Here is a 17821-nt window from a genome sequence, read left to right on the forward strand (position 1 = left end):
CGTCAGGGCCGGCCAGCACCCGACAACAGGCCATCCTCGATCTGCCCCGACAGGTAGTACACCCCCGAAAGGGCACCGCTCTGGCGGTTTTCCATCAGCTCGCGCCATTCCTCGTTCAGCGCCACGTTGAGGATCACCCGCAGTTGCTCGACCATCTGCGGCTGTTCGCGGTCATGGGTCATCATGCCGAAACCGGCCACCGTCACCGAGATCATCGCCCCGGCGGCCTTGCCTACTGCGGCTGCCACTGCGCTGGCGATGCCGCGCGGGGCCAGGGTGGCGCCGAGTTTTTCGCTGGCGCGGGTGGCTACCGACGACAGCCCCACCTCGGTTTGCCCGGGAGCCTTGGCAGCCTGGTCGTGCAGGTGCTGGCGCAGCGCCTGCCAGGCGGGCTGCTGGTCCAGTGACTGGGCGCGCAGCAGTTGGTAGAGCGTCGCATCCCTGGCCGCGGGCGGGCCCAGGGCGATGGCCGCAAGCTGATTCAGACGCTGGCTGACCTGATCGGGCGGGGCGTTGTAGCGTTGGATGATTGTCGGCAACTGCTTGGCGAACAGTTCCAGGTACAGCGCGCTGGCGCGGTCGCGGATGCCTTCGGGGTTGATCTGCTCGGCGACCGGTTCGATCACCCGGTCGTGGTACTGCGCCTGCAGGTACAGCGCCAGGCGTTTTTCTGGCGGGTCACTGCCGTTGCCGCTGTTCATCTTGTACCAGGCAACCTTGAGGGTCAGCCACTGCTGGGTCCAGTAGCCGGTGAACCAGGGGATGAAGTCGCTTTCGGTGCGTTGCTGCACCTGTTCGCGCCAGACCCGCATCGAGCGACGGGCATAGTCGCTGGCCGAGCCGGTGGCGGCAACCGAGGCGCTAATCAGGTCCTGGTCGATCTGTTGCCAGAGGGCGGGGGTGAGCGTGGCCGGGGGCGGGGCGGGTGGGGAGCGTTTGCCGGCACAGCCAGCCAGGGCCAGCAGCAGGCACAGCAGCAAGAGGGGAATGCGCGGGTTCACGCGGGTAGCCTCCCTGGGTAGAGGCTGGATGAGGTCTTCTGATTATAGGAGCGGGAAGGGCCGCAGAGCGGCCCCTTTTTGCAGTGCGAAAGCCATGTTCAGCCCTCGCGTTTCAGATGCAGCAGCGGATACGGATCGCCCTGCCCATCGACTTCGCTGCGTCCGGTCTGGACGAAGCCCTGGCTGAGGTAGAAACCCACGGCCTGCGGGTTCTGTTCGTTGACATCGACCTCGCGTACGCCCAGTTCGGCGACGACGTCAGCCAACAGCGTCTTGCCGATGCCCTGGCCGCGGTAGATCGGATCGACGAAGAGCATCTCCAGCTTGCCCTCGTGTATCCCGGCGAAGCCGAGGATCTGCCCCTGTTCATCATACGCGGCGCGCAGCTGGACGAAGCCCAGGTACTGGTCGCGTACCAGCGGGCGCAGGCGTTCGATGTAGCCTTCGGGAAGAAAATCGTGCGTGGCCCGCACCGAGGCTTCCCACAGTTCGGTCAGTCGCTCGAACTGCTCTGCGCCGACTGGCGCGATGGTGTGTTGCATAAGACCTCCTGGCGTGTAATTGCCGGGCGCATGGTAAGGCGCCCGGCAAGCCTTGGCCAGCGAGGCCTCAGCTCGGCCAGCAGGACTGGCGGATCACGCTGCAGAAGTTGCCGGGATGGAAACCCGGTTCCTTGTCGGCGATGACATCGCCCTTGACGTTGCCGAAGGTGGTCTGCGGCTTGTGGCGGATGCCATCGTAGAAGGCCTGGATGATCGCTTCCTTGAACTGCTCGCCGCGAGGGTGGGCCTGGACCACGGCGTCGCGCTCGGTAGTGCTCAGCCCCTCGTGGTGCAGGCCGAGGACGTCGGTCTCGACACCGGCGGTCACCAGTGCGATCAGCGGGTGCATGAACTCGGGAATACCCGGTGTGGTGTGCAGGGCGATGGCGGTCCAGACCCGCTCGATGTCGCGTTCGGCGATGCCATGGCCCTTGAGGAAGTCGCGGGCGGCGTTGGCGCCGTCGACCTCGAAGCGGCAGCAGTCGCTGCTGTGCTGATGGGTCAGGCCCATATCGTGGAACATGCAGCCGCAGTACAGCAGTTCGCTGTCGAACTTCAGACCCAGGCGCTTGCCGGCCAGGGCGGCGAAGTAGAACACCCGGCTGGAGTGGTGGAACAGCAGCGGCGAGGCGGTGTCGCGGACCAGTTCGGTGATTTCACGGGCCATGGCGCTGTCAGGCACCTGGATACCGGCGATGGAGGTGGACATGGGTGACTCCTGGGGTGGTGTGGTGGTGGAGTCAGTGTGGCGGGGCGGGTGGCTGTCCTCAATTGACGTTATGCGCCATATCCTGCCATTGTCGGTCTGCGACAGACATGGCCTGCGCATGGGGTCGGCCGGGGTTTTATGCTGTCGCTACCCACCCTTTTGCGCGCCTACAGGATCTCCAGATGCCCTCGCTGACCCTCGCCATCCTTGCCATGCCCGGCGTCCAGTTGCTCGATGCCAGCGGCCCGCTCGATGTCTTCGCCGAGGCCAACCGCCAGGCCGGTCGCGAGGTCTATCGCCTGCGCCTGCTGGCCTGCGAACCCGGCCCACTGGTCAGTTCGTCCGGCGCACGCCTGCTGCCCGATGGCTGGATCGGCGACACCCACGAGCCCATCGACACCCTGCTGATCGCCGGTACGCCGCAGGCGGCCAGCCAGCACCTGCGCAGCGGCATCCTCGACTGGCTGCGTGGGCGCGCCGCCAGTTGTCGACGCTACGGATCAGTCTGTACTGGCGCCTTCGCCCTGGCGGCTGCCGGCCTGCTCGATGGCCGACGCATCACCACGCACTGGGCGGTCGCCGAGGCCTTGGCCGAGCGCTATCCCGAGGTGCAGGTGGACGCCGATGCGATCCAGGTCCATGACGGCAAGGTGCGCACTGCGGCGGGGGTGACGTCCGGGCTGGACCTGGCGTTGAGCCTGGTGGAGGAGGACCTGGGGCGAGAGCTCGCCAAGCAGGTGGCAGGGCAGTTGGTGATGTACTTCAAGCGTCCGGGCGGGCAATTGCAGTTCAGTCGCCAGGGCGCCTCGTCGCCGGTCGGGCGCTCGGTGCTTCAGGGGTTGCAGCGCTATGTGGCCGCCAATCCGGCCGAGGATCACAGCATCGCCAGCCTGGCGCAGCGGGCGGGTCTCAGCCCGCGGCACTTCGCCCGGCTGTTCCAGGCCGATGTGGGCATGACCCCGGCGGCCTGGGTGGAACTGGCACGGGTCAATGCCGCCCGTGAGCGCCTCGAGGGCGGACGCGAGCCGCCCAAGCAGGTGGCCGCCTTGTGTGGCTTCGCCAATGTCGACACCCTGCGCCGTGCCTTCGTGCGGCATGTTGGGGTCACCCCGGCGGACTACCGCAAACGTTACGCGCGCACGCTCTGATCGAGGTCGAGCTTGGCTTCGAGGCGATCCAGGTGCTGGTGCATCAACGCCAGCGCCGCGGTGCTGTCGCCATCTTCCACCGCGTCGATGATTGCCGCGTGCTCTTGCCAGGCGCAGTGCTCGCAGCAGGGCGACTCGTAGCGGGCGATGATCAGCGAGGTCATCGGCACCAGGCCATTGAGAAAGCGCGCCAAGGGGGCGTTATTGGCCATCTGCGCAAGCTTGAGGTGGAATTCGCCGCCCAGACGGATGGCCGTGCAGCGCTCGCCGCGTTCGTGGTGCAGGCGCTCGCGCTCGACCAGTTGGCGCAGTTGCCGGATCTGCCCCGGACGCGCGCGCTGGGTGGCCAGGCCGATCAGTGTGGTTTCAGCCAGGCGCCGTGCACTGAGCACCTGGCGCGCCTGCTGTGGATCGGGCGCGGCCAGGTGTGCGGTGTGGCTGGGGCGTTGCACCACTACCTGCTGGTCGGCCAGGCGCCCGAGCACCCGGCGGATCACTGTGCGGCTGACGCCGAAGGCATTGCCCAGCGCTTGCTCGGGCAGGGCGCTGCCAGGTGGCAGGCGCTGTTCGAGGATGGCGTCGAACAGGCGCGGGTAGATCTGTTCGGCTCCCAGGCGGCCTTCGCCGGTCTTGATCAACTGGGGCAGGCACGGGTCGGCGTGGGCGAAGGCGGTCATGATCGCTCTCCTGACGTCAAAGATGCGGGTCCGGATGGTCGTCCGGGATGTTCAGTTCGATGCCCATGCGCTGGCCCTCGGCGAGGATGTGCCGGCGCATCTGGGCGCTGGCCTGGGCGCTGTTGCGTGCGCGGATGGCGCGCACCACCGCCTCGTTCTCGTCGAGCCGTGCGGCCAGGTGTTCAGGGGAGTCGCGCAGCATGGCCGCGCTCTGCTTGAGCGCGTTGCTGGTCTGCTGCACCACGCTCTGGAAGATCGGGTTGGTGGTCAGCGCGAACAGCGCCTCGTGGAAGGCGATGTAGGCGGCTACGCCTGCCTCGCTGTCGCAGGCGTCAACGGCTTCGCGCAGGTCCATCAGGGTCAGGCGCAGCTGGCCGATGTCCTGGTTGCCCGCCGATTGCGCGACCAGCCCGGCGATGAAGGGCTCGAGGGTGTAGCGCAGCTCCAGCACATCGGCCAGGCTGGCAGCGCCGACGCCATCGGTGCTTTGTACCAGCGTGGCGTCGGCCTCCAGCACCAGCACACCTTTGCCAGGCATCGAACGCACCAGTCCGAGGGTTTCCAGTACGGTCACCGCTTCACGCAGGCTGGGGCGGCTGATGCCCAATTGTTCGGCCAGCTCGCGCTGGCCTGGCAGCATTTCGCCGCTGCGCCACTGGCCGCGGGCCAGGGCCTTGCGCAGCTTTTCCACCACGGAGTTGACGACGGTCGATGAGCTGATCACGGTTCGCTCCCTGATTGAAACCTGAGTCTTGGCGCCTGTGGGCCGGCGCTGAACGCCGGCCCTGGCACGGTCAGAATTCCTGCTGATGGGCCTGGCCCGGTTTGCGCGCTACCGGTGCGAAGCCGGGCTTGCCGGCCAGCACGTTGTTGGCGCGCTCCATGTCGATGTCCTTCTCCCAACGGGCGATGGCCACGGTGGCGACACAGTTGCCGATCAGGTTGGTCAGTGCCCGGCCGATGCCCATGAACCAGTCCACGGCCAGCACCAGCACCAGGCCGACCACCGGGATCGCCGGCACGGCGGTCAGGGTGGCGGCCAGGATCACCAGCGCCGAGCCCGGGATGCCGTGGGCGCCCTTGGAGGTGACCAGCGACACCAGCAGGATGGTCAGCAGGTCGGTCATGGCCAGTGGCGTGCCGGTGGCGTTGGCGATGAACACGATGGCCAGGGTGAGGTAGATCGAGAAACCGTCCAGGTTGAACGAGTAGCCGGTCGGAATCACCAGTCCCACGGTGGAACTGCCGATCCCCAGGTGTTCGAGCTTGCGCATCACCTGTGGCAGTACGGCGTCGGAGGAGGCGGTGCCGAGGACGATGGTCAGTTCCTCGCGCAGGTACTTGATGAACGGGATCAGCTTCAGGCCCGACACGCGCATTACCGTGCCCAGGATCAGCAGCACGAAGCCTGCACAGGTGATGTAGAACAGCGCCACCAGCCCGCCCAGATGCTGCAGCGATTCCAGGCCGTACTTGCTGGTGGTGAAGGCGATGGCGCCGAACACGCCGATCGGCGCCAGGCGCACGATCATGCCCATGATGCGGAAGATCACATGGCTGAGTTCGTTGATCAGGCGCGAGATGCCCGAGGCCGATTCGCCGACCAGGTTCAGTGCACTGCCGAACAGCACGGCGAACAGCAGGACCTGGAGGATGTTGTTGTCGGCGAAGGCACCGATCACCGAGGTCGGGATCAGCTCCATGAAGAACGCCGTGGCGCCGTGGATGTGCGCACCGCGATCGGCCAGGGCGCCGGCATCGGCGCTGGAGAGCTGGTCGAGGTGGATGTTGGCACCTTGACCAATGCCGGTGGAGAAGGCCAGCACCAGGCCGATGACCAGGGCGATGGTGGTGAGGATTTCGAAGTAGATCACCGACTTCAGGCCGATGCGTCCGACCTTCTTCAGGTCGCCCGCGCCGGAGATGCCGCTGACCACCACGCAGAACACGATGATGCCGATGAGCATCTTGATCAGCTTGATGAAGCCGTCACCGAGGGGTTTGAGCTGCAGGGAAACTTCGGGAAAGCTGAGACCGCAGATAACGCCCAGGGCGAGGCCCAGGACAACTTGGAGGAAGATCGAACGCGAGCACCATTTGAGCATGGGAGGGATCTCTGATTCGGTGTCCCTGCTTCGATGCACGCCAGGGGATGGCGGGCGAAAGAGCGCAGGACTTAATTATTGTGGTCTTACCGGTTTGTCCAGTGCGGGGTAAATGTAAGCGCGAATTTCCGAGCTTGGCAAGGGCTTTTGGACTTACCGGTCTGACCAGTTGCAGGCGAGTGCACTGCAGGCGCTCTGCGCAGGGTGTTGGAGGGGAAAAATAAATTTTGACGGGGCGGCGTCGCTGGATACCGGGCCGACGGGCGGCCCGATATCAGCGAATGGGGATTTTGAAGGGGTCAAGCTTGTGGTGCGAGGCTCTTGACCGACGCCAGTTCCGGGTGGGCGACCAGCTTGTCGATATGCAGTTCGTCGTCGTTCATCCAGGCTTCGGTCAGCACCCGGTAGTGCTCCATGTCGCGGCAGCGCATGCGCAGGCTGTAGTCGAAATGGCCGCTGATCAGTTGGCATTCATAGACCTGCGGGCAGGCCCGCACGGTGGCCTCGAAGGCGCGCTGGGCGGAACGTCCGCTCTGGTTGGACAAGGCCACCAGGACCAGCAGCGACAGGCCAGGCGACACCTGCTGCAGGTCGATGATCGCACCGTAGCCGCGGATCACACCTCGGCGCTCCAGCTTGCGCACCCGCTCAAGGCAAGGCCTGGGCGTCAGGTGCACGAGGGTCGAGAGCTTCTCGTAGGTGATCCTGCCGTGGTGGCGCAGCACATCGATGATCGCTTCATCGATGCGGTCCAGCGGCGGATTGGCGGGGGAGCGGGTGGCCTTGCTATCCATACGGCGTGACTTCACTTCAAACGGTTTGAGAGAAACTGTTGCAGGCGTGGGCTCTGCGGGTGGTCCAGGATGTCGGCACTGCCGTGCTCCTCCACCAGTCCCTGGTGCAGGAACAGCACCTGGCTGGACACCTGGCGGGCAAAGCCCATCTCGTGGGTGACCATGAGCATGGTACGTCCTTCCTCGGCGAGCGTCTGTATCACCTTGAGCACTTCGCCGACCAGCTCGGGGTCGAGTGCCGAGGTCGGTTCGTCGAACAGGATGATCTCCGGCTCCATGGCCAGTGCGCGGGCGATCGCCACCCGCTGCTGTTGGCCGCCGGAGAGGAAGGCAGGGTATTGCTCAGCGGCGCGCGCGGGCAGGCCGACCTTGTCCAGATAGGTGCGCGCTCGCGCCTGGGCCTCGGCGGCACTGATGCCCAGTACCTTGCGCGGCGCCAGGCAGATGTTTTCCAGCACGGTCAGGTGGCTCCACAGGTTGAAATGCTGGAACACCATCGCCAGGCGTGTGCGCAGGTTTTGCAGTTGTGCAGGTGGCGGCGTGCGGGTGCCGGGGCGGATCTGCAGGGTCTGGCCGTCGAGGGTGATGCTGCCGGCATCGGGCTGTTCGAGGAAGTTGATGCAGCGCAGGAAGGTGCTCTTGCCCGAGCCACTGGCGCCGATCAGGCTGATCACGTCGCCCTTGCGGGCTTGCAGCGATACGCCCTTGAGCACCTGGTGCTCGCCGTAATGCTTGTGCAGGCCGTCGACGCTGAGCTTGATCGCGCTCGCATGGGCCTGGGTGGAGGGCGCGTGTTCGAAGTTCAAAGGCAGTGCGGTGGCGGTCATGGGGTCAGCCTCGTACGGGATCAAGGAAGCGCATCCAGCGGCGCTCGGCGAGTCGGAACAAGCCGACCAGGGCGAAGGACAGCAACATGTACAGCAGCGCAGCCACGCCGAAAGCCTGGAAGGTCAGGAAGGTCGCGGCGTTGGCGTCGCGCGCCACCTTGAGGATGTCGGCGACGGTGGCGGTGAAGGCCAGCGAGGTGGCATGCAGCATGAGGATCAGCTCGTTGCTGTAGGCCGGCAGCGAGCGGCGCAGGGCCGCCGGCAGTACCAGGAACAGGTTCAGCTTCCAGCCGCGCAGGCCATAGGCCTGAGCCGCCTCCAGTTCGCCAGCGGGCAGGTTGCGGATCGCCCCGGCGAAAATCTCCACGGTGTAGGCGCAGGTGTTGAGCACGAACGCCAGCAGGGTGCAGTTGAGTGCGTTGCGCAAGAACTGGTCGAGCAGCGCGTGTTCGCGCACCACCTCCAGGCTGTAGAGGCCTGTGTAGCAGATCAGCAACTGGATATAGAGCGGTGTGCCGCGGAACACGAAGGTGTACACCTGCACCGGCACGCGCAGCCAGCTGTGGCGCGACACCCGCGCCAGCGCCAGGGGTAGCGAAAGTACGAACCCCAGGACCATGCTCGCCAGGAACAGCCACAGCGTCATGGCCAGGCCCGACAGACCACTGCCATCGTTGTACAGATAGGCGATGCCGTATTGCTGAAGGAGTTCGATCATCGTGCCAGCCCCCGCACGCCGGTGTTGTAGCGCCGCTCAAGGTGCTTGAACAGACGATTGGAAAGGGTGGTGATCAGCAGGTAGACCAACCCGGCCAGGCACAGGAAGAACAGCATGTCATTGGTGGTCTTGCCGGCGTTCTGCGCGGCCTTGACCAGGTCGGCCAGGCCGATGATCGACACCAGTGCAGTGGACTTGAGCAACACCAGCCAGTTGTTGCCAAGGCCTGGCAGGGCGAAACGCATCAGTTGTGGGAACAGCACCAGGCGAAAGCGCTGGGCACGGCTCAGGCCGTAGGCGGTGGCTGCCTCCAGTTGACCCGCTGGCACGCTGAGGATCGCGCCGCGAAAGTTCTCGGTGAAGTAGGCGCCGTAGATGAAGCCCAGGGTCAGCACGCCGGCGCCGAAGGGGTCGATCTCCACGTAGTCCCAACCCAGTGCTTCGGTGAGGTCGTTGAGCCAGATCTGCATGCTGTAGAACAGCAACAGGATCAGCACCAGGTCCGGGACGCTGCGGATCAGTGTGGTGTAGAGGGTGGCCGGGATACGCAGCAGCTTGGAGTGCGACAGCTTGGCGCTGGCGCCGACCAGGCCGAGCAGCAGGCTGAGCAGCAACGACAGGAATGCCAGCTTCAGGGTCATCCAGGTGCCTTGGGCCAGCAACGGGCCGAAGCCTTGCAGAGAAAGCAAGTCGTTCATGAGAGGGGTCTCGTGCGACGGGATGGCTTGGGGATCGAAGCTGTCTGCGCTGGCCGCTTCGCGGGCAAGTCGGGGCCAGCGCTGGCAGCGACGATCACTCGTTGTAGATGTCCAGGTCGCCCACGTACTTCTTCTGGATTTCGGCGTAGGTGCCATCGGCGTGGATCGCCGCGATACCCTTGTCGAGCAGGGCCTTGAGCTCTGGATCGGTCTTGCGCAGGCCCATGGCGATGTCCAGCGGCAGGCTTGGGTCCTTGATCGCCGGGCCGCTCTTGAAATCGGCGCCCTCAGGCTTGGAGAGGAAATTCAGCTGGGCTTCGAGGCGGTCGGTGACGGTAGCGTCGAGACGACCGTTCTGCAGGTCGGCGTAGTTCTGGTCCTGGGACTGGTAGGCCTTGACCTGCGCGCCGAGCGGGGTCAGCACGGCGCGGGCGTAGGCTTCCTGCAGCGAACCTTGCAGTACGCCGACCTGCTTGCCCTTGAGCGACTCGGGGGTGTCGCCGAAGGTGGCGGACTTACGCACCACCACCGAAGTGGGGCTGAGGAACAGACGGTCGGTGAAATCGATCTGCTTCAGGCGCGCGGGCGTGACCGCCATCGATGACATGATGGCGTCGAACTTGCGCGCACGCAGCGCCGGGATCATGCCGTCGAACTCGTTGTGCACCCAGGTGCACTTGACCTGCAGCTTGGCGCAGATGGCATTGCCCAGCTCGATGTCGAAGCCTTGCAGGCTGCCATCGGCGGCGACGGATTCGAAGGGTGGGTATTCGGGGAAGACGCCGAAGCGGATTTCGGTCCATTCCTTGGCCTGGACGGCAGTGGCACACAGCGAGAACAGCAGGACGCCGAAGCGTTTTCGCATGGAGAGCATAGGTGTGGTCCCTGGGTGTTGTTATTGGTTGTAGGGCGGCGCAAGTGCGTAGGTCTGTCCGTGACTCTGGGGTCGGGGTCAGGATGCGCGAGGCAGAGGGGTTTTTTGTGTCGTTTGTGCGGGTGCTGGAGACCGGATTCGGTCGTTAACGGCGGAGCGACGGCGGAATCCGCTGTCATGACATCGATTTACAGATGTGCGACAGCGGTTTTGGTGGGTGGGCCCGGAAATAGGGCGGGTGCGATCCTGGTCGTCGCTATTCGGTCGCCGCTATTCCAGGGTGCGTCCGGCCCGCCAGTAGCCCATCAGCGTCAGGCTGTCGCGTGCCAGGCCACGCTCTTTGATCAGGTAGCGGCGGATCTCCATCACCGTCGCTGACTCGCCGGCGATCCAGGCGTGAAAGGCGGCGGCCTGGTCGCTGGCCAGCTCCCAGAGGCGCTGGTCGATGTCGACCTCCTCGAGCTCGGCGTTGCGGGGCGCTGTCGCGTTCGGCAGCGTGGCAAGTTCGTGTATCGCGTGCAGCATGCCTTGGCCGTGATCGCAGGCCAGCACGTCGCGGGGCAGCCAGTGCACCCGGGTGGCCGGGCCATGGCGCAGATCAAGGCAGTCGAGTTCCAGGGGAACCTCGATAAAGGCTTCGACCGCCAGGTGCGGGCGGTTGTCGGCCAACTGTTCGAGCGCCCCGGCGATCGCCGGCAGCGCGGTCTCGTCGCCTACCAGCAGAATTTGCCGTGCCTCGCGTGGGGGCTTCCACTCATAACCGCCGGGGTCGCCGTCATAGGCGAGGTTCGGTGCAACCATCTGCAGCCGATCACCGGGACGCGCATGGGTCGCCCAGGCCGAGGCGGGGCCATTGATCCCATGCAGGACGAAATCCACCTCCACCTCCCGCTGCGCGCTTCGCAGGGCGCGCAGCGTGTAGGTGCGCATGGGGGGCGTCTGCTCCGGTGGCAGGTCGCGGCGTGCCTGCTGCCATTTCTCGTGCTGGGGGAGTCGTGGCGGCTGGCCGTCAGGGGAGGGGAAGAACAGCTTGATGCGCTGGTCCGGCGCCAGGGTGGTCATCTGCCCGATGTCTTCGCCGGTGAAGACGAAGCGACACAGCGAAGGGCTCAAAGGCACGATGGTCTTGAGTTCGACATCGAAGATCCGGTAGGCGCTGGCGCGATTCGGGCGTATCAGGCGCGACAGGAAGGAGGTCATCGGCAGCCTCTGCTGGCAAGGAGTCTTCTGAAGGAACGAGCGCCAGCGGCGGTGAATTAGACCCGGTAAATTTTGCCCGCCAGCGTACGTTCTAGCTTGGATAGAAGCCGCAGCATGGCTGGAACGGATAGAGGCGCAATGACCATTTCCCGACGAGGATTCATCGCAGGCCTGGCAGTGGCGGGGGCCGCGGGTACCGCCGCCTACTATGCGCACAAGGAGCTGACCCACGACCCTGAAGACGACATCGTCACCCCGGGCGAGGCCAGCGTCGAGCTTGCCGACCTTGCCGGGCAACTGCTGGCCGACCATTTGCGCGGTGTCTGGGATATCCGTTTCGAAGGCGCCGATGGTGGCCTTGAAGGCCTGCCGCGTGAGGGGGTCGAAGTGTTCTTCGACGTCGCCACCAAAGGCCGTGGCCTGCGCGGTTTCGTCGATACCGGCGAGCGCCTGCGGGCTGATGGGCCCGCCGCCTACCGGGTGCTGGGCGATCTGGTCGGCGCGTCGTCTGCCCAGGTGCGTTGGCGCCTGCTCAGTGAGAAAGGCGGGCCGGGCTATGAGTGCGTGGCCAGCCTCGACGAGGTGTGGGGCGAGTTCGCCAACGCCGGCAGCGGCACCCTCAGCGGCCGCTTGCAGCGCCTGGATCGGCCCTTGACCTTGCCGGTGGCGGACAGCCGTTTCGTTGCCGTCAAGCGCCTGTTCCCAGAGGCGCGTGAGCGCCTGCCCTATACCCCGGCCATGCAGGCCTGGGTCATCAGCCCCGAGCACCGTCTTTTCCACCAGCTCTGGCATGCGACCCGCGATCAGTGGCACAAGATTCCCGAAGACAAGCGCAATGCGTTGCGCGGCCTGGGCTGGCAGCCAGGGCCGCGGGACCGCGAACGCGATGCCCGCGGGCCGCGCAAGCACCGCAATGGTTCGGGCGTGGACTTTCTGTTCATGCACCGGCACATGCTCGATGCTGCACGCGCCCTGCAGGACCTGCCCTCCTGGCAGCGCTTTCCGCTGCCACAGCCCAATGTCGAGTTCGACCGGCAGGGTTTTGCCCGCTATTACGACAATCACGACGGCTGCTGCGTGCCGCCGCCCTGGCAAGCGCCGGGCGACGACGAGTATGGTCAGTGGGTGTCGGCGATCAAGGCCGGGGAGACCTTCTGCAGCAATTTCCAGGTCTGGGAATCGCAATACCAGGACCCGCAGTACCTGTCGAAGCTGAGCCTGGGCACCTTCGGCTCGGAAGTGGAGATGAACCTGCACGACTGGCTGCACATGTGCTGGGCCTCGGTCCCCCGGGACCCGTCCAACAGTGCACCGGTGCCCTTTGCGCGCGACCCGTCGGATTTCGCCGGTCGCTGGTTCGGCCGCGAGAACGACTTCCTGGGCGATCCGTTTTCCTCCCACGTACACCCGGTGTTCTGGGGTTTCCACGGCTGGATCGACGACCGGATCGAAGACTGGTATCGCGCCCATGAGCGCTATCACCCGGGCCAGGTGCGGCGTCTGAAGGTCAATGGCGTGAAGTGGTTCGCGCCGGGCCCTTGGGTGGAAGTCGCAGACCCTTGGCTGGGGCCGGACACGCATGGGTGCAGCACCACGCCGGGGATTCGTCCGGGCAAGACGGTGGAGATGGATGTCGAGGTGATGAAGCTTGCGCTGCGTATCACCTTCGGCGAAGAGGACGGCATCGCCGACCTGCTGCGGCGGGTGCCGCGTCGGCCTTGGTATGCGCGTAACCTGTCGATGAAAAATATTCTTTCCTGAGTAACACCGAGTCGTGCTTTTCGCGGGCAAGTCGCAGCGGCGGTTCGCCGCTGCGACTTGCCCGCGAAGAAGACAACCCGCGCCTTCTCAAAGCCTCCACCCTCCGCCCAACGCCTTGTACAGCGCCACGCTCCCCTGCAACCTGGCCAGGCGCAGTTGCGCCTGCTGGTCTTCAGCCAGGTACAGGGTGCGCTGGGTTTCCAGTACCGTCAGCAAGGTCTCGGCCCCCGAGGCATAGCGCTGTTCGGCCAGGCTGAAGGCGATGCGCGCCTGTTCCACTTCCTGATCCTGCCACTGGCGTTGCCGGTCGACGCCGTCGATCGCATTGAGCGCCTTCTCCACGTCGGCAAATCCCGCCACGATCTGGGCGCGATAATTTTCCAGCAATTCTTCCTGGCGCGCCTTGGCCTGGTCGCGTTCGGCGCCGCGTCGGCCTCGGTCGAAGATGGGCGCGGTGAGGGCGGTGGTGAGGGTATAGAAGGGGCTGTCGAGCACGTTGGCGAAGGTCCGGGCGCCACTGCCCAGGTCGGCGCCCAGTACCACGCGCGGCAGCATGGCAGCCCTGGCGACCTGCACGTCGGCGCTGGCCGCCGCCAGACGTGCCTCGGCGGCGGCGATGTCCGGGCGGCGACTGAGCAGTGCGCTGGGTACGCCGCTGCCGATGCCTGGCCAGTTCAGTGCACTGATCGACTCCTGGCTGGTACCCAAGCTCTGCACCGGATCACCGAGCAGGGTGGCGAGTGTGACGCGGTTGTCCTGCCACTGTTGCTCCAGCAACGGCACCTGGCGCTCCTGGGCGGCGACCAGGCCGCGTTGCTGGGCCAGTTCCAGGCGGGTCGCCGAACCGGAGCGTTCACGGGCTTCGACCAGGCGCAGGACATTGCGCGCGTTGTCCAGGTTGAGCCGGGCGATACGCCGTTGCTCTTGCAATGCCAGCCCTTGCAGGTAGCTGTCGGCGACAGCGCTGAACAAGGTGAGCTCGACCGTCTGGCGGTCGAATCGGCTGGCGTCGAGGTTGCGCAATGCACTGTCGCGGGCGGCGCGCAGGCCGCCCCAGAAATCGATTTCGTAACTGGCGCTCAGGCGCGTGGCGAAGGCGGTACTGGTGCGTTCGCTGCTGGTGGCGTCGAGCTGGTCGTTACCGTCGCCGCGCAGCAGGCGTTGGCGGCTGCCGTCCACCCCGAACTGCAGTTCGGGCAACAACGGCGCTCCGGCGATCACGGCGCGCGCCTGGGCCTGGCGCACCCGTGCGGCAGCGGCCGCCAGGTCGTGGCTGTTGCTGCGGGCGCGCTCGATCAGGCGATCCAGTTCGCGGCTGGCGAACGCCTGCCACCAGGCGCTGTCCGGCAGCGCCTGATGGGTGTCGGTGGTGCCTTGCCAGGAGGGCGGTGGCGTGATGTCGGCCTGCGGCGGCGGTGTGCTGTTGCAGGCGGCGAGGCAGAGGCTCAGGGTCAGCAGGCTGATGCGGCTTGGCAATGTCATGGGCTACACGCTGGTAAGGGCTTTGACCGGGTCGAGTCGGGCGGCTTTGCGCGCCGGCATGAAGCCGAACACGACACCGGTGATCACGGCGCAGGCAAAGGCGCCGAAGATGGCGGGCAGGGCGAAGGCCACGGCGATATCGGCCAGCAGCAGCGCACCGCCGATGGTCAAGGCCAGGGCGATGCCGGTCACGCCGCCGACCATCGACAGCATCACCGCCTCGGTGAGGAACTGGCGCAGGATGTCGCGCTGGCGAGCGCCGGTGGCCATGCGGATACCGATCTCGCGGGTACGTTCACGCACGGTCATGAGCATGATGTTCATCACCCCGATGCCGCCGACCAACAGCGAGATGGCGGCAATCGCGCCGAGCATCAGCGACAGGCTGTTCTGGGTGCGCGCCTCGGCCTGGATCAGCGCCGCGTCGTTGGTCAGGTCGAAATCCTGCTTGCCCTGGTGACGTTTGCGCATCAGGTGGGCGATGGCCGCTTCGGTCTCCGAGACCCGGCTGGAGTCGGCAGCGGTGATGATCACGTATTCGGGATCGTGCTTGCCGAACAGGCGCATGGAGGCGGCCGAGTAGGGCACCACGATGCGCTCGTCGCTGTCCTGGTTGCCGGAGCTTGCGCCTTTGGCCGCGAGCACGCCGACGATCTGGAAGGGCACGTTCTCGATCAGCAGGTACTGGCCCAGCGGATTGCTGCCGGGGGGCAGGAGCTTTTCCTTGACCTTCTGGCCGATCACCGCCACGGCGGCGCCGCTGCGCTCGTCGGCGTCGGTGAACAGGCTGCCTTCGACCACCGGCCAGTTGAGGATGTGCGGGAATTCGGTGTTGTTGCCCCCCACATAGAACGACTGGTTGTTGTTGCCGTGGCGAACCATCAGCTCCCCGCCGATCACCGGCATGATGCGCTGCACCTGGGGCAAGCCGGCGATGGCGGCAACGTCGTCGAGGGAGACCAGGCCCGCCGCTTCACGGGCGGTGGCGTGCTTGCCGCTCAGGTAGAGGATGTTGGAGCCGAAGGCGGCCATCTGCGCCATCACCTGGCGCTTGCTGCCTTCGCCGACGGCGAGCATCACCACCACCGAGGCCACGCCGATGACGATGCCGAGCAGGGTCAGGGCGGTGCGGAAGCGGTTGATCCACATGACCCGCCAGGCGGCCTGCAGCGATTCGACCAACTCGCCTTTCCAGGCGCCGCGCAGGCTGGCGCCGCGGTCCAGACGCTGGCGCAGATCATCCGCCTGCAAGCCAGGTGTGGGCGCAGCGGGCGAGCGATCGGCGGCCGAGTCGCTGATGATCGCACCGTCGCGGATCTCGATGATCCGCCGCGCCCGCGCCGCCACCTCACGGTCGTGGGTGATGAGGATGATCACGTGACCTTGGCTGGCCAGCTCGTCCAGCAGGGTCATGACCTCGGCGCCGCTGTGGCTGTCGAGGGCGCCGGTGGGTTCGTCGGCGAGAATGATGTGGCCGCCATTCATCAGTGCCCGGGCGATCGATACCCGTTGCTGCTGGCCCCCGGACAACTGGTGCGGGCGGTTGCCGGTGCGGCTGGCCAGGCCCAGGCGTTCGAGCAGCGCGGCGGCGCGAGCATGGCGTTCGGCTGCAGGGGTACCGGCGTAGATCGCCGGCATCTCGACGTTCTCCTGGGCCGAGCCTGAGGGAATCAGGTGATAGCCCTGGAACACGAAACCGAAGGCCTCGCGGCGCAGCCAGGCCAGTTCGTCGCTGTCGAGTTTGGCGACGTCACGGCCAGCGAAGCGATAGCTGCCTCGGGAGGGGCGGTCGAGGCAGCCCAGGATGTTCATCAGGGTGGATTTGCCGGACCCGGAGGCGCCGACGATGGCGACGAACTCGCCAGGCTGGATGCTCAGGCTGATACCACGCAGCACCTGGACCTCGGGCGAGTCGATGCCGCCGTAGACCTTGTGGATGTCATCGAGCTCGATCAGCGGTGCGTTCATTCAGCCTCCGCTGGCGCGTGGTGCGCCGATGACCAGTTGCTCGCCTTCGCTCAGGCCGTCGAGGATCTGTACCCGCAGGCGATCGCTCAGGCCGGTGCGTACCTGGCGCTGTTCGACCTTGCCGTTACGGTTCAGGACCTGCGCCAGGCGCATGCCCTCGGTGGGCGCGTCGTCCAGCGCCGCCAGCGGCGCGGTGAGCACTTGGCTGGCCTGGCCTGCGACGAAGAACACCTGGGTGGTCATCTCGGCCATCAGGGCGCCGTCAGGGTTTTCCACGTCGAGCAGTACCGTGTACTGCACCACCTTGCTGCCGGTGGTGCCGCTGCTGGCGCTGGCCGGGCTGCCGCCGCCCTGGCTGGTCTGGTCGAGCGGCTTGGGTGGGATCGGCAGGATCTGGCGCACGGTGCTGGTCCAGCGGCGTTTGCCACCGGCCAGTGTCGTGAAGTAGGCGGTCATGCCAGGCTTGACCTGGCCAATGTCGGCCTCCGAAACCTGGGCCCAGACGGTCATCGGCGACAGGCGGGCAATGCGCAGGATCAGCGGGGTCTGCTGCTGGGCGTTGAGGGTCTGGCCCTCGCGCGCGTCCACCGCCACCACGGTGCCGTCCATCGGTGCGTAGATCCGCGTATAGCCGAGTTCTGCCTCGTCGCTGCGCAGACTGGCCTGGGCCTGGCGGATCTGCGCCTGGTACATGTCGATGCGTGCCTGGGTCACCTTGAGCTGCGCCTGGGCCTGCTGGACATCCTCCTGACGGGTCGCGCCGGCCCTGGCCAGTTCGTGCTGGCGCTGAAACTGCTGTTGGGCCAGCAGGTACTGGGCACGCTGTTCGGCAAGCTGGGCCTTGAGGTTCTCGATCGAGTAGCGGCCGGCGTCCAGGCGCGCCTGTTGAGTGGAGGGGTCGATCTCCACCAGCAGTTGGCCCTTGCGCACTTCATCGCCGACTTCCACGTGCAGTTTGCGGATCTGCCCGGAGGCCTGGGCGCCGACATCCACGTAGCGACGGGGCTGCAGGGTGCCAAGGGCGGTGACGCTGCTTTCGATGTCGCCGCGGGTGACCTGCACGGTGCTGACCGGCAGAGTGCCGAACGGCAGGGCTTTCCAGGCTAGCAGGCTGCCCAGCGCGATCAGGCCCAGGCCGCCGAGAACGAGGCGGCGACGGAGTGTGGATGTACGTCTCATGCAGACTTCCAGCCAGGGATGAAGGGCGTGTCGCGCCTTTCAGGGCACGCACGGAGGTCACAGTTAGACGAACGCTGGGGAAACGGATTTAGCCGCAGGTGAGAGGGTGTGTTGCTGAGAATGGTTGTAATTTGTAAG

At 66.0% G+C, this 17821-nt stretch carries 17 protein-coding genes; 2 read left to right on the forward strand and 15 right to left on the reverse strand.

The window, feature by feature from the left end; translation table 11 throughout:
• Window positions 1-2: 2 nt before the first annotated feature.
• The 3 genes from AB688_RS11035 to AB688_RS11045 all read right to left on the reverse strand — a co-directional run bounded on the left by AB688_RS11035 (window position 3) and on the right by AB688_RS11045 (window position 2252).
• Entirely contained in the window at window positions 3-1001 is a 999-nt protein-coding gene (locus AB688_RS11035; protein WP_063544040.1) for a hypothetical protein, read from the reverse strand.
• Between the two features lie 98 nt (window positions 1002-1099).
• Window positions 1100-1543 (reverse strand): GNAT family N-acetyltransferase, encoded by a 444-nt coding sequence (locus AB688_RS11040; protein ID WP_063544042.1) that lies wholly within the window; start codon window positions 1541-1543, stop codon window positions 1100-1102.
• 67 nt (window positions 1544-1610) lie between these two features.
• On the reverse strand, window positions 1611-2252 hold the full coding sequence (locus AB688_RS11045; RefSeq protein WP_063544044.1) for an HD domain-containing protein: 642 nt from the start codon (window positions 2250-2252) through the stop codon (window positions 1611-1613).
• Between the two features lie 182 nt (window positions 2253-2434).
• Here AB688_RS11045 and AB688_RS11050 point away from each other — a divergent pair, with 182 nt between their 5' ends.
• Entirely contained in the window at window positions 2435-3400 is a 966-nt protein-coding gene (locus tag AB688_RS11050) for a GlxA family transcriptional regulator (protein ID WP_054892433.1), read from the forward strand.
• Here AB688_RS11050 and AB688_RS11055 read toward each other — a convergent pair.
• The 9 genes from AB688_RS11055 to AB688_RS11095 form a co-directional block, all read right to left on the reverse strand.
• Complete coding sequence (locus AB688_RS11055; protein WP_063544046.1) at window positions 3382-4077, reverse strand: GntR family transcriptional regulator; 696 nt, start codon at window positions 4075-4077, stop codon at window positions 3382-3384. The genes AB688_RS11050 and AB688_RS11055 overlap by 19 nt on opposite strands.
• A gap of 16 nt (window positions 4078-4093) precedes the next feature.
• The gene (locus AB688_RS11060; RefSeq protein ID WP_063544048.1) at window positions 4094-4801 is read right to left on the reverse strand and encodes a FadR/GntR family transcriptional regulator; all 708 of its coding nucleotides are present in this window, start codon (window positions 4799-4801) and stop codon (window positions 4094-4096) included.
• A gap of 70 nt (window positions 4802-4871) precedes the next feature.
• Window positions 4872-6182, reverse strand: coding sequence for a C4-dicarboxylate transporter DctA (locus tag AB688_RS11065; RefSeq protein ID WP_054892430.1), 1311 nt, complete (start codon window positions 6180-6182; stop codon window positions 4872-4874).
• A gap of 299 nt (window positions 6183-6481) precedes the next feature.
• The gene (locus tag AB688_RS11070; RefSeq protein WP_054892429.1) at window positions 6482-6976 is read right to left on the reverse strand and encodes an Lrp/AsnC family transcriptional regulator; all 495 of its coding nucleotides are present in this window, start codon (window positions 6974-6976) and stop codon (window positions 6482-6484) included.
• 11 nt (window positions 6977-6987) lie between these two features.
• The gene (locus AB688_RS11075; protein WP_226938276.1) at window positions 6988-7803 is read right to left on the reverse strand and encodes an ABC transporter ATP-binding protein; all 816 of its coding nucleotides are present in this window, start codon (window positions 7801-7803) and stop codon (window positions 6988-6990) included.
• A gap of 4 nt (window positions 7804-7807) precedes the next feature.
• Window positions 7808-8521, reverse strand: coding sequence for an ABC transporter permease (locus tag AB688_RS11080; protein ID WP_054892428.1), 714 nt, complete (start codon window positions 8519-8521; stop codon window positions 7808-7810).
• Window positions 8518-9219 carry an ABC transporter permease gene (locus tag AB688_RS11085; protein WP_054892427.1) on the reverse strand — a complete coding sequence of 234 codons (702 nt, stop codon included), beginning with the start codon at window positions 9217-9219 and terminating at the stop codon, window positions 8518-8520. Before AB688_RS11085 ends, AB688_RS11080 begins: the two co-directional genes overlap by 4 nt.
• 94 nt (window positions 9220-9313) lie before the next feature.
• Complete coding sequence (locus AB688_RS11090) at window positions 9314-10093, reverse strand: ABC transporter substrate-binding protein (RefSeq protein ID WP_063544050.1); 780 nt, start codon at window positions 10091-10093, stop codon at window positions 9314-9316.
• 270 nt (window positions 10094-10363) lie between these two features.
• Entirely contained in the window at window positions 10364-11293 is a 930-nt protein-coding gene (locus AB688_RS11095; RefSeq protein ID WP_063544052.1) for a siderophore-interacting protein, read from the reverse strand.
• 138 nt (window positions 11294-11431) lie between these two features.
• Here AB688_RS11095 and AB688_RS11100 point away from each other — a divergent pair, with 138 nt between their 5' ends.
• Window positions 11432-13054, forward strand: coding sequence for a twin-arginine translocation signal domain-containing protein (locus AB688_RS11100; protein WP_063544054.1), 1623 nt, complete (start codon window positions 11432-11434; stop codon window positions 13052-13054).
• A gap of 87 nt (window positions 13055-13141) precedes the next feature.
• Here the strand turns inward: AB688_RS11100 and AB688_RS11105 are convergent, their stop codons facing one another.
• Genes AB688_RS11105 through AB688_RS11115 form a run of 3 tightly spaced genes read right to left on the reverse strand, consistent with a single transcriptional unit; the run spans window position 13142 to window position 17683 of the window.
• On the reverse strand, window positions 13142-14536 hold the full coding sequence (locus tag AB688_RS11105; protein WP_063544056.1) for an efflux transporter outer membrane subunit: 1395 nt from the start codon (window positions 14534-14536) through the stop codon (window positions 13142-13144).
• 3 nt (window positions 14537-14539) lie between these two features.
• Window positions 14540-16504, reverse strand: a complete 1965-nt coding sequence (locus AB688_RS11110) for a MacB family efflux pump subunit (protein ID WP_063544058.1) — start codon at window positions 16502-16504, stop codon at window positions 14540-14542.
• Complete coding sequence (locus AB688_RS11115) at window positions 16505-17683, reverse strand: efflux RND transporter periplasmic adaptor subunit (RefSeq protein WP_063544060.1); 1179 nt, start codon at window positions 17681-17683, stop codon at window positions 16505-16507.
• Window positions 17684-17821 lie beyond the last annotated feature (138 nt).

Source organism: Pseudomonas putida (genome assembly GCF_001636055.1).
Lineage (GTDB): Bacteria > Pseudomonadota > Gammaproteobacteria > Pseudomonadales > Pseudomonadaceae > Aquipseudomonas > Aquipseudomonas machongensis.

Coding starts and splice junctions, on each gene's coding strand:
- AB688_RS11070 (WP_054892429.1), bottom strand. CDS start 6,976: ATGGATAGCAAGGCCACCCGCTCCCCCGCCAATCCGCCGCTGGACCGC.
- AB688_RS11040 (WP_063544042.1), bottom strand. CDS start 1,543: ATGCAACACACCATCGCGCCAGTCGGCGCAGAGCAGTTCGAGCGACTG.
- AB688_RS11095 (WP_063544052.1), bottom strand. CDS start 11,293: ATGACCTCCTTCCTGTCGCGCCTGATACGCCCGAATCGCGCCAGCGCC.
- AB688_RS11065 (WP_054892430.1), bottom strand. CDS start 6,182: ATGCTCAAATGGTGCTCGCGTTCGATCTTCCTCCAAGTTGTCCTGGGC.
- AB688_RS11115 (WP_063544060.1), bottom strand. CDS start 17,683: ATGAGACGTACATCCACACTCCGTCGCCGCCTCGTTCTCGGCGGCCTG.
- AB688_RS11045 (WP_063544044.1), bottom strand. CDS start 2,252: ATGTCCACCTCCATCGCCGGTATCCAGGTGCCTGACAGCGCCATGGCC.
- AB688_RS11110 (WP_063544058.1), bottom strand. CDS start 16,504: ATGAACGCACCGCTGATCGAGCTCGATGACATCCACAAGGTCTACGGC.
- AB688_RS11105 (WP_063544056.1), bottom strand. CDS start 14,536: ATGACATTGCCAAGCCGCATCAGCCTGCTGACCCTGAGCCTCTGCCTC.
- AB688_RS11050 (WP_054892433.1), top strand. CDS start 2,435: ATGCCCTCGCTGACCCTCGCCATCCTTGCCATGCCCGGCGTCCAGTTG.
- AB688_RS11100 (WP_063544054.1), top strand. CDS start 11,432: ATGACCATTTCCCGACGAGGATTCATCGCAGGCCTGGCAGTGGCGGGG.
- AB688_RS11055 (WP_063544046.1), bottom strand. CDS start 4,077: ATGACCGCCTTCGCCCACGCCGACCCGTGCCTGCCCCAGTTGATCAAG.
- AB688_RS11085 (WP_054892427.1), bottom strand. CDS start 9,219: ATGAACGACTTGCTTTCTCTGCAAGGCTTCGGCCCGTTGCTGGCCCAA.
- AB688_RS11075 (WP_226938276.1), bottom strand. CDS start 7,803: ATGACCGCCACCGCACTGCCTTTGAACTTCGAACACGCGCCCTCCACC.
- AB688_RS11090 (WP_063544050.1), bottom strand. CDS start 10,093: ATGCTCTCCATGCGAAAACGCTTCGGCGTCCTGCTGTTCTCGCTGTGT.
- AB688_RS11080 (WP_054892428.1), bottom strand. CDS start 8,521: ATGATCGAACTCCTTCAGCAATACGGCATCGCCTATCTGTACAACGAT.